Below are 13979 nucleotides of genomic sequence, written 5' to 3' on the forward strand. Positions count from 1 at the left end.
CGGCCTTCTTTTTTTGCCTGCCACGCGTCATGCCTGCGACTTATGGCCTTTCACCTCGGTCGCGGTTCTGATTCAATCCCGTGATTGATCTCACATGGGCGGAATCAGATAAATCCGCCCGGAGACACGTCGATAACCTCCAGGGACTTTTGAAATGCGCGCGCTTCATCTTTGTCTGCTCGGCCTTACGGTCACCGCCTCGGTTGCGACCGTCCACCACGCCTTCGCGCAGGTAAAAGCCGCGCCGAAGAGCCAGCCGGCAGGCCCCGAGACGCGCTATTTCACCTCGATCGACGGCGTCATGAACGGCAATGCCGACGTCATCCTGCGGGAGACGCGGCAGGGCAAGGCCGTCACGGCCGCGACGCTTGATGTCTGCTATCCCGCCGAGAAGGGCAGCGACCGCAAGGATCGCTTCGTCGCCAATCTCACGGTCAGTGGTTCGACGCTGACCGGCGCAACGCAGACCCAGGTCGACAAGCTGCCGGTGACCATCAAGCTGAACCGCCGGCCGACCGGCGACACGTTCGAATTCAAGGGACAGATCTCGGTCGGTCAGACCAGCAACAACGTGACCTCCTCGGACAATTCCGATCAGAGCGAGAAGGAATTCCAGGACAACCAGTCTACCGAGGACAATATCGCGCCCGCGCCGAAGGATTTCACCGAAGTCTCCCCCGAAGCGATCGCGGTCAAGATCAAGCTCGAAGCGGCGCTCGATTTCGTGCGCACGCTGCGTGGGCAAAGCGTCGAAGTCGCGCTCAATAGTCTTGCGGTGTCGTGCGATGCACTGCGCGCCGGCGAGCAGGTCATCAGCCTCGCCATCGATCCAGAACGCGCCGCGGCTTTCGTCGCCAAAACCAAGACCTATCCCGGCGTCGTTAATGTGGGCTGGACCACAGGCGCTATCGACATGGACCGTACCGTTCGCTTTGCAGCCGCCGACTGGCGCGATGGCGACAAGATCAATCGCGACAAGATTGCAATTGCGCTGGCGAATGTGCTCGCCAGGACCATGTCGGGCAAACCTGCGGCCAGCTCATGGGATGATGAGACCGGAAAGCTCAAGCTGACCTTCAAGCGCCCGAGTCAGGTTCTGCCGGCGCTCGAATTGACGGAGACGGTCGAAGTCAGCGCGATCATCGCCCCCGATAAGCCCGGCACGACGGATAAGCTCATCCTGTGGATCAGCACACCGTCAGTGACGACCGCGGATGAAACTTCGGGTGCGAAGCTGGCTCTCGCGGATTCGCCGACGGCCGATGAAGAAGGCGATCCGCGCGATGACAACGGCGCGGTTGCAGCCGTCGCGGCGGAGTTCAAGGCACAGCGTTGGGATGCAGATAATTCGAACTGGAAGTGAGCGCCGCTACTTCCCCTCTCCCGTCTCGAACGCACTTCCGTCTCGAACGCACTTCGTCCGTTCGATCCACCCTCTCCCGCAAGGGAAGAGGGGAAGTGGAGCGCCTGCGCAGCTCGAGCTATCAGTTCGTATTCAACCGAAACCGCAGTGACTTCGGACCGACGAACGTCACACTGTCACCCCGCCGCTGCCAATTGGTGGCCGCGCCGAGATCGACAAGTAGCTGATCATCCAGCGTGGCCTGCGCATCTGAACAGCTGCGATTATCCATCGCGCCGGCCACGAAGACGACCGTATTGCCGGCGACCGAGAACTGGCCCTTTCCGCCCTTGCACCACAACTCCACGCGCGCCTCGCCGGCGTCGCCGATTTCCAGATTGGGAATCCGCTTCGAGCCGGGCTGACGCTGCGCATCCAGGGTCATTTCCATGCCGAATGGAAACTCGTCGGCGGCATGCACAGGGACGGCAGTCAGAAACGCAGCACCGGCAAGAGCGGCCCGCAGTAAAGTGGTCATGGCAGTCATATGAATTCTCGGCGTGATGGGATCGGCGACAATGGCCGCGGTTCTACGCGCGGCCGCGCTGGTTGACCAGAACCGTCGGGAAACAATATGGCGCGACAACGAAAAATCCCCGCGGCCTTGCAGCCACGGGGATTCGTCATTGTGACGTTGCGTGCGCCCTACGGCGCCAGAACCATCAGCGTAAACGGATAGACATAGGCCTGCAGCATCACGAACAGGCCGACCATGCAGGCCAGCACGATCGAGTGCCAGAACACGAAGCGCAGGATTGTGCCCTCATGCCCGAACCAGTTGGTCGCGGTGGACGCCACAACGATCGATTGCGCGTCGATCATCTTGCCCATCACGCCACCGGACGAGTTCGCCGCGCTCATCAGGATCGGCGACAGACCGAGCTGTTCGGACGTGATCCTCTGCAGGTTGCCAAACAGCACGTTCGACGCAGTGTCCGAACCGGTGAGCGCCACGCCGAGCCAGCCAAGCAGTGTGCCGAAGAACGGGTACAGCACGCCGGTCGCGGCGAAGGCCAGACCGAGCGTCGCGTCGACGCCCGACAGGCGCGTGAGCGTGCCGATGGCCAGCATCGCCGAGATGGTGATCAGCGAGTAGGCGCAGATCTTGATGGTGCGGCCATATTCCACAATCATCTTCGCAGGCGAGAAGCCCATGATGAAGCCGGAGATGATCGCAGCCAGCAACATGCCGCTGCCGGTATAGGAAACGTAAGTGAACGCGAACACCGCGCCTTCCGGCGTCGGCTTGGCGGCCACCGGCGGCACCTTGTTGATCATGTTGTGCAGCTCAGGCACTGGAAAATTCCAGGAGAAGATCGGATTGACGATCCCCTTGAACCAGTTGGTGCCCCAGACCAGCAGGATAACGCAGAGGATGATCCACGGGGTCAGTGCACTCCAGACCTGAGCCGAGGTCAGCTTCTCCGTGCTCATCGGCTTCACCGGCGGCACAGTGGATGCGGAGTCGTCGTGCTGGCGCAACGCAGCCGAGGTCCAGATCGTTTTGGGCTGCCAGACCTTCAGGAACAGGATCAACGCGCCCATCGAGATCAGCGAGGCGCCGATGTCAACGATCCACGGATTGATGAAGTTCGAGATCACGAATTGCGGGATCGCGAAGGAGAGCGCGGTGACGAGGATGGCGGGCCAGACTTCCTTCATGCCCTTCCAGCCGGCGAAGGCCCAGACCACCCAGAACGGGACGATCATCGAGAAGACCGGCAACTGCCGACCGACCATCGCACCCAGAACGAAGGGATCGAAGCCGGTGACAGTGGCGAGGCCCTGGATCGGCGTGCCGAGCGCGCCATAAGCGACGGGCGCGGTGTTCGCGATCAGCGACAGGCCCGATGCTGCCAGCGGCGAGAAGCCGAGGCCGATCAGCACGGCACCGGTGACGGCCACCGGCGTACCGAAGCCCGACGCGCCCTCGAAGAATGCGCCGAACGAAAACGCGATCAGCAGGATCTGCAGGCGGCGGTCATTGGTGACGCCGCCGATGGCGCGCTGCAGCACCTCGAAGCGACCGCTATCGACCGTGAGGCGATACATGAAGATGACGTTGAGGACGATCCAGCCAATCGGGAAGAAGCCGGTGACGATACCGAGCGCAGATGCGCGAAGCGACATGTTGGCAGGCATCGTGAATGCGTAGATCGCCACAAGATTGGCCAGCACCAGCGCGATGATCGCAGCGATATGCGCCTTGACCTTGTTGGTGGCGATTAGCACCAGCAGGACGACCACCGGTATCGCGGCTACAAGCGTCGAGATCGCGGAGCTATTGAATGGATTGTAGACCTGATTCCACATGGTCGTTCTCCCCCTTTATATTATTGCAGCGGCTCGATCGTTATCGATCGGCAAATTGCTGATTGTTCACTTGCGAGGGCATCCACGATCGGTCAAAGCCGATAGCGCCCATAGGCTACGCGAAGGCGAGGCCCCCATGCTTCGCTTTTGGTCATGCTAGGGTGAATCACAGTTTCGCGACAAGGTGCCGCAGGCCATCAAACCAGCTACTTTAGTCTAAACGCTGGAATTCATTTCTGATCTTAAGGGCTTAGGGCCCTCCTTCCGGAGACGACCTGTGAATAACATCCGCTCCACGCTCGCGACCGTCTGGCGGATCGCGGTTCCTTATTTTCGTTCCGAGGATAAATGGGCGGGACTCGGACTCCTCACGGCGGTGATCGCCATCGAGCTGGCGGTGGTCGGTCTCAGCGTTCTGTTCAATCGCTGGAACAACACCTTCTACAACGCACTGCAGGACAGAAACCTCGACGTCTTCACCTATCAGCTCGCTTACTTCAGCGTGCTTGCCGCGATCAACATCGCACTCAAGGTCTATCAGCTCTACCTCAACCAGTGGCTCCAGATCCGCTGGCGGCGCTGGATGACCGAGCGCTATCTCGGCAACTGGCTCGCCGATGCCAACCACTATCGCATGCAGCTGCAGGGCGATGCTGCCGACAACCCGGATCAGCGCATCGCCGAAGACGTGAAGCTGTTCGTGGAGAAGACGCTCGACATCGGCATCGGCCTGCTGAGTTCGATCGTTACGTTGGTCTCCTTCGTGATCATCCTGTGGGGCCTGTCCGACGCGGCGCCGCTGCATATGTTCGGTCGGGATATCCCGATTCCCGGCTATCTCGTCTGGGGCGCGCTCGTCTATGCCGTGATCGGCACCGCGTTGACGCACTATATCGGCGCCCCATTGATGGCACTGAATTTCCAGCAGCAGCGCTATGAAGCGGACTTCCGCTTCAATCTGGTGCGTGCGCGCGAAAATGCCGAGCAGATCGCTCTGCTGCGCGGCGAACCGATCGAGCGCCAGCGACTCTCGACCCGCTTCCAGCTGGTCGTCGGCAACTGGATCGACATCATGCGCCGCACCAAGAAGCTGACATCCTTCACGGTCAGCTATCAGCAGATCGCGATCATCCTGCCATATGTTCTGGTCGCGCCAGCCTATTTTGCGGAAAAGGTTCAGCTCGGTGCCGTGATGCAGACCGCGGATGCGTTCGGCACCGTGCAGGGTGCGCTATCATTCTTCGTCACAGCCTATCGCACACTGGCGGAATGGCAGTCCGGCGTGATGCGCCTTGATGGCTTCGAGACAGCCATTGCCAACGTACAGGCGCTGACGACCAAGGCTGATATCGTTCACGCCACTGAGACCGGCACCAGTGACATCGCGCTGAGCGATCTGACGCTCACCCTCCCCAATGGCACTCCCATGGTGCAGACGCCGGGTTTCAGCTTCCGCCGCGGGGAGCGCACACTGTTTACGGGCCCATCGGGCTCCGGAAAATCCACGCTGTTTCGCGCCATCGCCGGCATCTGGCCCTTCGGCAAAGGCAAGATCTCCATCCCCGCGGATGCGGCGATCATGATGCTGCCGCAGCGGCCGTATTTTCCGGTCGGTACATTGCAGGATGCGGTGGCCTATCCTGCCGAGACCGACGCCTTTAGCCCACAGGAGGTCGCCGATGCCGTCAGGGCCGTGGGTCTGCCTGCACTGGCGACCCGGCTAGACGAAGATGGCCACTGGAATCGTATGCTGTCGCTCGGTGAACAACAGCGTCTCGGCGTCGCCCGCGCGTTGCTGCAAAAGCCGCAATACCTCTTCCTGGATGAAGCTACCGCGTCGCTCGACGAACCCTCGGAAGAAGCACTTTATCGGCTGCTCGAAGACAAACTACCGGGCACGACCATCGTGTCGATCGGCCACCGCAACACGCTCGATGCCTTGCATCAGCGCAAGGTGTCGCTAACGCGGTCCGGCGATCACTTCGCGCTGGGAGATGCAAAGACCAGGGCGGAAACCGCCTGAGGAATGGCGCTCCTCTAAAGCCAGTGCCGCGGCCAGTCCCGGCCTGCCGCATAGCGATGCCACACAAAGGTGAAGCTCGCGAGCAGCAGCGCGCCGACCAGCACCGGCGCGAGCAGGAACGTCCACGGTAGTGCGTGAGACACGACAAGCAACGGGTTGATCCCGGCAGGCGGGTGGAATGTGCCGGTGACATACATCGCCAGCACGGCAAGACCGACTGCCATGGCGGCCGCCCAGGCATGCGGCCCCGTCAGTTTGAGCACCGCCAGCCCCACCAGCGTCGCGATCAGGTGTCCTCCGATCAGCGCGCGCGGCTGTGCCGGTTCGGCTTCCGGAGAGCCGATCACGAGGACGATCGAGGTCGCAAAAGGGATGATGACCAGCGGATAATGCGCAACTGCCGAGAAGAACTCCATCACACCGATGGCAATTCCCGCCCCCAGCCCGGCAACGGCGCCGGCCAGCGCATTGCGATGATTATTGCGACGGATCGTCTTCGCTGCGCGCCGCAACCAGTCCCGATTCATGGAAGCTCTGTCCCAAAAGAAAAGGGGCGGCAGATTGCTCTGCCGCCCCTTCGATCTCAGTCGAAGTTCTTACTTCAGGTTCGACATCGCGGTCAGGTCAGCCGAGAGCTTGACGATGCCGGTCGCGCCGCACCAGTTTGAGCCAATGCCAGGAGCCGGATTGATGGCAGTGACAAAGCCGGTCTGGCTTGCAGTGAAGTCGCCGGTGAATGCGTTACAATCACCCTTCGACATGTTGGTGTCGCTGTAGCGCAGGTCGAGCGTGAAGACCTTATAGGTGAAGCCGATGCCGACGTTCCAGGTATTGTAATCCGGATACTTGATGCCGCCGTTGCCGAGGCCGAGCGGGATCGAATAGAAGGCGTCCGTCACGCCCAGCCACTGACGACCAAATTCACCCGACACATACATGCCGACGCCCGACGAACCGAACCAAGTCGACGGAGCGATCGCCTTACCGGTGATCGAAGCGTAGGTACCGTCAGCACCCGAATTCAGGTAGCTCGGGGTGTAGTAAGCGTTACCGCCGAGCGAGAAGTAGTCATTGAAGGTGTAGTTGAGCTTCGCATAGGCTTCATAGAAGCTCACATCCTTCTTGAGGACGTTGCCGTTCAGCAGCGCATTGGCACCCGAGTTCGCGCCGCAAACACCTGCCTGGCCACCCTGGACGGAGTCGATGCACTGACCGCCGGGATAACCATAGTACCAGAAGCCGAAGTCAAACGCGGCCGCACCCCAGGTCGGGCGGATACCGACGTAGCCGTCGAGTTCCATCGAGGCGCGGTTGGTGAACGAAATGCTCGAACCCGACACACCTGCGTAGAGCTGGACATCCTTAGTGACGTTGTAGCGCGGCTCGAAGTAAGCGGTGACCGACGGTTTGTGGTTCGACTGGGTGATGCCACGGAAGACGTAGTCGTTGGTGATCGACGAACCGAACGCGATGTCCCAAGGATCGAAAGCGGCCACAATCGGAGGCGCCTTCTTGTACATCTTCGCGCCCAGATCGGCTGCGGAAGCCGCGCTCATCCCCATGGCGAGCACCGCAGCAGAGGCGACAACAATCTTCTTCATGACATTCCCCATCACTTTTGAAACCAGAGGCAGTTCCGTGTCCGAAAGACGGCGAGACCGCGAAATTCATCGACTGAACGCAACTTTGAGGCGCAAAGCCGGAGTGGTGAAGGAAAAAAAACGAGCAAGTGCCGCCTTAATAGGCGTTCTGACGTTTCCGTGAGAGGTTGTGGCGCGGTGTTGCAAAAGCACAACGGTTTTGGAGGGATTCCAGTCCAAAAATACCGCACAAAGGAATTATCAGTGGCTGGGAATTGCGGATCTCCGCTAGGTCGCAAGCAGATTGATCCCCCTTCAGGGCTTGTTAGACAGGATCGTTCGAATCGCCCGCAAATTCGGGACACCCGGCATCGGTTGAGACACGCTATGCGGACAGAGCCAGACCAAGCAAAAAACCGCAGCGGCGAGCGCTGCGGTTTTCCGGAGTCTATCGGCGAGTCACGAACGCGGACTTAATCCGGTTCGACTATCTGGTTTCGTCGTGATCGGGCGACGTATCGCCGGGAGATTCGATTGCCGTCGTCTCGTCGGACGAGTGCCCTTCGACCGGTGACGGATCATGCTCCGGCGTCGCCCAGCTCGGTGTCTCAGCGATTGCCGGTGCGACCGGCTTGGGCTTGGGAGCACGCGGCTTGCGCGGCGGCTTCGGCGGCATGGCAACCGGTGCGGAAGCTTCGACCACGGCCGGCGCGGGCGCCGTACTTGTCAGGAGCGCGGAAGGAACCTTTACGGCCTTCTTGGCAGCTTTCTTCGGTGTCGCTTTCTTGGCAGCCTTTTTCGGCGCCGCCTTCTTCACTGCCTTTTTGGCGGAAGCTTTCTTCGGCGCCTTCTTGGCAGACTTCTTCGCGGCTTTCTTAACGGTCTTCTTGGTGGCTTTCTTGGCCGCCTTCTTCACCGTCTTCTTGGCTGATTTCTTCGCAGCCTTCTTGGCCGCTTTTTTCACAGTCTTTTTCGCAGATTTCTTGACTGACTTCTTGGAGGACTTCTTCGCGGGCTTCGCCGCCGTCAGAAGCTTCTTCTTTTTCTTGTCCTTCTTGTCTTTCTTCGACTTCTTGCCTTTAGCCATCGTGGTCCTCCTGTTGGCGCCGATCCAAAAGGGACCAGCGTTTCAAGTCTTCCGCGCCAGCGCGGGGCCAGTTTAACGCGGGGCCAATGTCACAATTAGATCAGTTCAATCCTGGCCTGGGACCGCCTGTCGCCCAATCGAGTAGCTCAATCGTATGTACGACCGGGACTGACGTCCCTCCGGCGATCTGAACCATGCAGCCGATGTTGCCGGCAGCGATGATATCCGGCTTGACCATCGCGATGTTGGCGACCTTTCGATCGCGCAACCGACTCGCAATATCAGGCTGGAGAATGTTGTACGTCCCCGCCGAACCGCAACACAAATGGCTCTCTGGGATATCTTTCACCACGAATCCATTCTTGGAAAGCAATTCTTTGGGAGCCTGTGTGATTTTCTGCCCATGCTGCAGCGAACACGCCGAGTGATAGGCGACGACGAGGTCGCTTTGTTTGTCAGGCTTTGGCAGATCCATAGCGCTGACATACTCGCTGATATCCTTCGCCAGCGCAGAGACCTTGGCGGCCGGCGCGGCAAACTCCAAGTCCTCGCGCAGCATGTAGCCATAGTCCTTGATGACGGTTCCACAGCCGGACGCCGTGACCAGGATGGCGTCGAGACCGCCCCGGTCTGCCTCCCCGAGCCAGACGCCGATATTGGCCCTGGCCCGCGCCAGCGCATCCCCGTCGCGGCCGAGATGATGGGTCAGCGCACCGCAGCACTGTTCGTCCCGGACCAGCACGACCTCCACGCCATGGCGGGTCAAAAGGCTGATGGCGGCCTGGTTGATCCGCGGCGCCAGCACCTGCTGGGCGCAGCCCTGCAGGAGTGCGACACGGCCACGGCGAGCGCCGATAGCAGGAAAGACGCTGCCGCCGGACGGGCCAGCGGCGGGGAGCTGTGCCGGCGCCATGGTCAGCATCGCCTTTACGCGGCTAAGCAGGTTCGGGTTGGATTGCTTGCTGGTCGAGGGCAGCAGCACCGCCAGCGGTCGCGCCAGCCGGGCCATGATCATGCTCAGGCGAAACAGACCAGGACGCGGCAGCACCCAGGCCAGCACGTCACGCAGCAACCGCTCGGAGAGCGGCCGGGTATAGTCCTTCTCTATCTTGACCCGCGCCTGATCGACCAGATGCATGTAGTTCACGCCGGACGGGCAGGTCGTCATGCAGGCGAGGCAAGAGAGGCAACGATCGACATGCTTGACCACCTCCTGAGTCGGCTTCTGATCCTTTTCCAGCATCTCCTTGATCAGGTAGATGCGGCCGCGCGGACTATCGAGTTCGTCGCCGAGCAGCACATAGGTCGGACAGGTCGCCGTGCAGAATCCGCAATGTACGCATTTGCGCAGGATCTTGTCGGCCTCGGCAATATCCGGATCGGCCAGCTGGGTCGGAGTGAATTCGGTCTTCATGCCACAAGTCTTTCAAGTACCAAGTCCACGCGACATCCGGCCGCGATTGAGAATGTTTTTTGGATCGAAACTGTTGCGCACTCGCTCGCCGAGCGCAGCAATGCCCTGGGGCTGCGGGTGAAACACGTCGACCGCACGGCGCACATCTTCCGGCGCGCGGATCAGCGTCGCATGGCCACCGGCTGCATTGACCAGCTTGCGGAGTTGCACTGCCTGCGCATCGGCCGATGGCGGTAGTGCAGCCCAGATCAACCCGCCGCCCCAATCATAGAGGACCTCGCCTTGCGAGCCCTTGGCGATAGCTTGGCCAAGCGCACCGCCGGATGCCGGCGGCGTCACGATGCGCCACACCGGCCACATCGCACGGGGCCCGCTTGCCGCAAACGGCGTCACGTCACGGACAGCCGCCCACAATACCGCGGATGCAGCGTCTTCAAGTATCTCGGCCACGCCGAAGGACTTCAGCGTCGTGCTCAGTGACACCGCGCGCTGCGACGCGGACGCGGTGATACCTTCAAGGCGGATCAGCGTGACCGACTGGTCGGGCGACGCGATCTCGCCAAGCGTCCCCTGCGTAGTGCGCAACGCCGAGCCCGGCAGATGCGCCGCACCCGACACATCGAATGGCGACCCCAACGCCACGGTCATCGCCTTGTTGGCTGCGATATCATCGAGCCCGCACAGCACCAGCGTGCGCTCGCTCTCCGCCCGCGGCATGACCTTGAGGGTCACCTCCGTCATCACGGACAGCGTGCCCCACGCACCGGCAAGCAGCTTGCAGACATCGTAGCCGGTGACGTTCTTCACCACCCGACCGCCAGCCTTGTAGCTGTCGCCGAAGCCGGACACCGCATGCACGCCGAGCAGATGATCGCGCGCGCCGCCGGCCTGAATGCGCCGTGGCCCGGCGAGCCCGACCGAGATCATGCCTCCGATGGTGCCTATATCCGGCGTGCCCAGGAGCTGTGACGTGTTCATCGGCTCGAACGAAAACTGCTGATTCTTGGAATCGATCAGTGACAGCACGTCGGCCATGGGAGCGCCGGCCTGTACGGTGAGGATCAATTCGTTCGGCTCATAGGACGTCACCGCGTTCAGCGCTGACACATCAAGCACCGCATTGGTCGCCACCGGCTGGCCGACCATGCGCTTGCTGCCATGACCGACAATCTCCAGCGGCTGCTCGCTGGCGATCGCCGCGCGCACCGCCTGCTCGACGTCCTGAGCGTCTCTGACTTTCAAAATATCCACGGAAACGTCCAACTAAAATCGCGGCAAATCAGGAAAAGCGAGCTTGCCGCCATGCACGTGCACACGGCCAAGTTCCGCACAGCGATGCAATGTCGGGAACACCTTGCCGGGATTGAGTAGACCCTGCGCGTCGAACGCGCATTTGATGCGTTGCTGTTGATTGAGATCGACCTCGCTGAACATCTCCGGCATCAGGTCGCGCTTTTCGATGCCGACGCCGTGTTCGCCGGTCAGCACGCCGCCGACCTCGACGCACAGCCTCAGAATATCTGCGCCGAAATCTTCCGCGAGTTGCAACTCGCCCGGCTTGTTCGCGTCGTAAAGGATCAGCGGATGCAGATTGCCGTCGCCGGCATGAAACACGTTGGCGACGCCGAGGCCGTATTTTGCAGACATCTCCTTCATGCGGCGCAGGACGAGCGGCAAAGCCGCGCGAGGAATCGTGCCGTCCATGCAGAGATAATCCGGCGAGATACGACCGACGGCAGGGAATGCCGCCTTGCGGCCGGACCAGAACAGCAGGCGTTCCTGTTCGGAGGTCGATATCTGGCAGGTGGTCGAGCCGCAGCCGAGCGCGATCTTCTCGACGCGCTTGATGAGTTCGTCGACCTCGACACTAGGGCCATCGAGTTCGATGATCAGCAGCGCTTCGACATCGAGCGGATAGCCTGCATGCACAAACGCTTCCGCCGCATGGATCGCCGGCTTGTCCATCATCTCCATGCCGCCGGGAATGATGCCGGCGCTAATGACATCGGCAACGCATTGGCCGGCATGCTCGACCTCGGCAAAGCCGATCATCAGCGCACGCGCTGTTTCCGGCTTCTGCAGGATGCGCACGGTGATTTCGGTGATGACACCCAGCAGACCTTCGGAGCCGGTAATGATCCCCATCAGGTCGTAGCCCGATGTCTCTGCGGTCTTGCCGCCAACGCGAATGACTTCGCCCGACATCAATACGATCTCGCAGCCGAGCAGATTGTTGGTGGTCATGCCGTATTTGAGGCTGTGCACGCCGCCGGAATTCTCCGCGACATTGCCGCCGATCGAACAGGCGATCTGGGACGATGGATCCGGCGCGTAGTAGAAGCCTGCATGCGCCACCGCCTGACTGATGGCGAGATTGGTGACGCCGGGCTCGACGACCACGGCGCGGTTGTCGAAATCGATCTCGCGCACGCGCTTGAACTTGCCGAGACCAAGCAGCACCGCGTCGGCCAGCGGCAGCGCGCCACCGGATAGTGACGTGCCGGAACCGCGCGGCACGACCTTGATGCCGTTGTCGTGACAATATTTCAGAACTTTGGAGACTTGCTCAGTCGTATCCGGCAACACGACGACCATCGGCGGCTGGCGATAGGCCATCAGCCCATCCGACTCATAGGGCAGCATTTCCGCAGCACTGGAAATCACGCCCTCACCCGGCACCAGCTTTCGCAATGCAGCGATAATGGCCTCGCGCCTTGCGAGGACAGCCTGATCCGCCGCAGGCATCATGATGGTCATTGAACGCGCACTCCCGAAGATCGCAGCGATCGCTCGGCTGCCTTGCAATGAATCAACCACGTCCGGGCGGCTTTGGGTAGCTTACCAAAGCATGACGCGTCACATGCGCCGGAACGCGCGACGGCCGCCATCGCACTTGTGGACTACTCGGGGCGTGTGCAACAAACTAAACTGGAAAGCCAACAAACAAAAAAGAGCCATCCATGAAGTCTGTCACGTTCGGCGCCCTGATCGTCCTCGCCGCCTCGACCGCCTCCTCCTTCGCACTTGCACAGGACGTCGCCGCCGGGAAATCCTCCTTCAACAAGTGCCTCGCCTGCCACGCCATCGGCGAAAACGCCAAGAACAAGGTCGGTCCGGAACTCAACGGGTTGACCGGCCGCAAATCCGGCACCGCTGAGGGCTATTCATATTCGGACGCCAACAAGAATTCCGGCATCACCTGGGATGAAGCGACATTCAAGGAATACATCAAGGACCCGAAGGCCAAGATCCCGGGCACCAAGATGGCCTTTGCTGGCATCAAGAAGGAAACCGAGGTCAACGACCTCTGGGCCTTCCTCGCGCAGTTCGACAAGGACGGCAAAATCAAGCCGTAGGCGCTGAAGCCTTTTGTTTTGACGCGCTTTCTTGACGCGAACCGGCCCCCCACTTCGCTTGAAAACGCGCTAGGCGCCGGCCGCCATCTTGGTCGGCAACACGGCCTGCACCACGAGGCCGCGGGCACGGGCATCCATCACGCCGACGGCCCGCAGCGCCAGCAGCGTGACGGTCTGCACCGCGTCGCGCAGCTTGGCCTGATCCTCCAGATTGTCCGGCGCCATCGGCCCGACCAGCGCTTCATGTAACGCGCCGAGCAGTGCGGCGGCTGCGAGCGCCGTGTCCTGCGCCGGCAAATGGCCGGCGCGAATGGCGGCTGAAATGCGGGATTCGATTTCGCCGGCGATCTCGCGGCGACTGGCCAGTCGCGACTCCGTCACATCGACCTCGACCGGCTCGGCCAAGATGCCCCACGACAATTTGCGGTGAGAGACGACATGCACGGCCACCGTGGTCACCGCAGCAGCGAGCGCCGATGACGGTCCCGGCGCGGCATCCGCAGCCCGGCGGATCGCGGCGAGTTCGTCGCGCGACACGTCAGCGATAAGTTCAGAAATCAGATCGGCCTTGGACGGGAAATAACGGTAGACCGTGCCCGCCGCGACGTTGGCGCGAACCGCAACCGGCGCGATCTGGACCGCCGCCATGCCACCTTCGGCACAGGTTTCGCGCGCCGCCGCCAGAATGGCGCTGCGCCGCGCCGCAAGCCGCTTCACGACTTGATGGGTCCGTCGGTAAACCATGAGCGTTCTCGTCCCCGGCACCTCTTGGCCAACCTGACGGCTGTCACAAATAAGGTGCGT

At 61.3% G+C, this 13979-nt stretch carries 12 protein-coding genes; 3 read left to right on the plus strand and 9 right to left on the minus strand.

Going from position 1 to position 13979, the window contains the following annotated elements; all coding sequences use genetic code 11:
• The first annotated feature begins 154 nt into the window (after positions 1–154).
• Complete coding sequence (locus AB8A33_RS21545; protein WP_439094636.1) at positions 155–1363, plus strand: hypothetical protein; 1209 nt, start codon at positions 155–157, stop codon at positions 1361–1363.
• A 121-nt stretch (positions 1364–1484) separates the two neighbouring features.
• Here the strand turns inward: AB8A33_RS21545 and AB8A33_RS21550 are convergent, their stop codons facing one another.
• Together AB8A33_RS21550 and AB8A33_RS21555 are read right to left on the minus strand one after the other, a co-directional pair.
• Positions 1485–1880: an META domain-containing protein gene (locus tag AB8A33_RS21550; protein ID WP_439096003.1), complete on the minus strand. Its 396-nt coding sequence runs from the start codon at positions 1878–1880 to the stop codon at positions 1485–1487.
• A gap of 167 nt (positions 1881–2047) precedes the next feature.
• Positions 2048–3715 carry an L-lactate permease gene (locus AB8A33_RS21555; protein ID WP_439094637.1) on the minus strand — a complete coding sequence of 556 codons (1668 nt, stop codon included), beginning with the start codon at positions 3713–3715 and terminating at the stop codon, positions 2048–2050.
• Positions 3716–3992: 277 nt separating this feature from the next.
• Here AB8A33_RS21555 and AB8A33_RS21560 point away from each other — a divergent pair, with 277 nt between their 5' ends.
• Complete coding sequence (locus AB8A33_RS21560; RefSeq protein ID WP_439094638.1) at positions 3993–5738, plus strand: ABC transporter ATP-binding protein/permease; 1746 nt, start codon at positions 3993–3995, stop codon at positions 5736–5738.
• Positions 5739–5752: 14 nt separating this feature from the next.
• Here the strand turns inward: AB8A33_RS21560 and AB8A33_RS21565 are convergent, their stop codons facing one another.
• The 6 genes from AB8A33_RS21565 to AB8A33_RS21590 form a co-directional block, all read right to left on the minus strand.
• Positions 5753–6265, minus strand: a complete 513-nt coding sequence (locus AB8A33_RS21565; RefSeq protein WP_439094639.1) for an HPP family protein — start codon at positions 6263–6265, stop codon at positions 5753–5755.
• A gap of 69 nt (positions 6266–6334) precedes the next feature.
• Positions 6335–7339 (minus strand): TorF family putative porin, encoded by a 1005-nt coding sequence (locus AB8A33_RS21570; protein WP_439094640.1) that lies wholly within the window; start codon positions 7337–7339, stop codon positions 6335–6337.
• Positions 7340–7805: 466 nt separating this feature from the next.
• Complete coding sequence (locus AB8A33_RS21575; protein WP_439094641.1) at positions 7806–8405, minus strand: hypothetical protein; 600 nt, start codon at positions 8403–8405, stop codon at positions 7806–7808.
• Between the two features lie 100 nt (positions 8406–8505).
• A complete protein-coding gene (glcF, locus tag AB8A33_RS21580; RefSeq protein WP_439094642.1) occupies positions 8506–9819 on the minus strand; it encodes a glycolate oxidase subunit GlcF in 1314 nt (437 codons plus the stop codon).
• A 12-nt stretch (positions 9820–9831) separates the two neighbouring features.
• Positions 9832–11070, minus strand: coding sequence for an FAD-binding protein (locus AB8A33_RS21585; RefSeq protein WP_439094643.1), 1239 nt, complete (start codon positions 11068–11070; stop codon positions 9832–9834).
• A gap of 12 nt (positions 11071–11082) precedes the next feature.
• A complete protein-coding gene (locus AB8A33_RS21590; protein WP_439094644.1) occupies positions 11083–12576 on the minus strand; it encodes an FAD-linked oxidase C-terminal domain-containing protein in 1494 nt (497 codons plus the stop codon).
• A 203-nt stretch (positions 12577–12779) separates the two neighbouring features.
• On the opposite strand from AB8A33_RS21590, the gene cycA reads away from it, so the two are divergent.
• Positions 12780–13175: a cytochrome c-550 CycA gene (cycA, locus tag AB8A33_RS21595; protein WP_439094645.1), complete on the plus strand. Its 396-nt coding sequence runs from the start codon at positions 12780–12782 to the stop codon at positions 13173–13175.
• Positions 13176–13244: 69 nt separating this feature from the next.
• Here the strand turns inward: cycA and AB8A33_RS21600 are convergent, their stop codons facing one another.
• Positions 13245–13919 (minus strand): TetR/AcrR family transcriptional regulator, encoded by a 675-nt coding sequence (locus AB8A33_RS21600; protein ID WP_089261951.1) that lies wholly within the window; start codon positions 13917–13919, stop codon positions 13245–13247.
• Positions 13920–13979: the final 60 nt, after the last annotated feature.

The sequence above is a fragment of the Tardiphaga sp. 813_E8_N1_3 genome (assembly GCF_051811025.1).
Taxonomy (GTDB): domain Bacteria; phylum Pseudomonadota; class Alphaproteobacteria; order Rhizobiales; family Xanthobacteraceae; genus Tardiphaga.

What these genes read in the sequence shown, in the direction of transcription:
- AB8A33_RS21555 (WP_439094637.1), bottom strand. Translation starts at nt 3,715, where the DNA reads ATGTGGAATCAGGTCTACAATCCATTCAATAGCTCCGCGATCTCGACG.
- glcF (WP_439094642.1), bottom strand. Translation starts at nt 9,819, where the DNA reads ATGAAGACCGAATTCACTCCGACCCAGCTGGCCGATCCGGATATTGCC.
- AB8A33_RS21545 (WP_439094636.1), top strand. Translation starts at nt 155, where the DNA reads ATGCGCGCGCTTCATCTTTGTCTGCTCGGCCTTACGGTCACCGCCTCG.
- AB8A33_RS21570 (WP_439094640.1), bottom strand. Translation starts at nt 7,339, where the DNA reads ATGAAGAAGATTGTTGTCGCCTCTGCTGCGGTGCTCGCCATGGGGATG.
- AB8A33_RS21550 (WP_439096003.1), bottom strand. Translation starts at nt 1,880, where the DNA reads ATGACCACTTTACTGCGGGCCGCTCTTGCCGGTGCTGCGTTTCTGACT.
- AB8A33_RS21590 (WP_439094644.1), bottom strand. Translation starts at nt 12,576, where the DNA reads ATGACCATCATGATGCCTGCGGCGGATCAGGCTGTCCTCGCAAGGCGC.
- AB8A33_RS21600 (WP_089261951.1), bottom strand. Translation starts at nt 13,919, where the DNA reads ATGGTTTACCGACGGACCCATCAAGTCGTGAAGCGGCTTGCGGCGCGG.
- cycA (WP_439094645.1), top strand. Translation starts at nt 12,780, where the DNA reads ATGAAGTCTGTCACGTTCGGCGCCCTGATCGTCCTCGCCGCCTCGACC.
- AB8A33_RS21575 (WP_439094641.1), bottom strand. Translation starts at nt 8,405, where the DNA reads ATGGCTAAAGGCAAGAAGTCGAAGAAAGACAAGAAGGACAAGAAAAAG.
- AB8A33_RS21565 (WP_439094639.1), bottom strand. Translation starts at nt 6,265, where the DNA reads ATGAATCGGGACTGGTTGCGGCGCGCAGCGAAGACGATCCGTCGCAAT.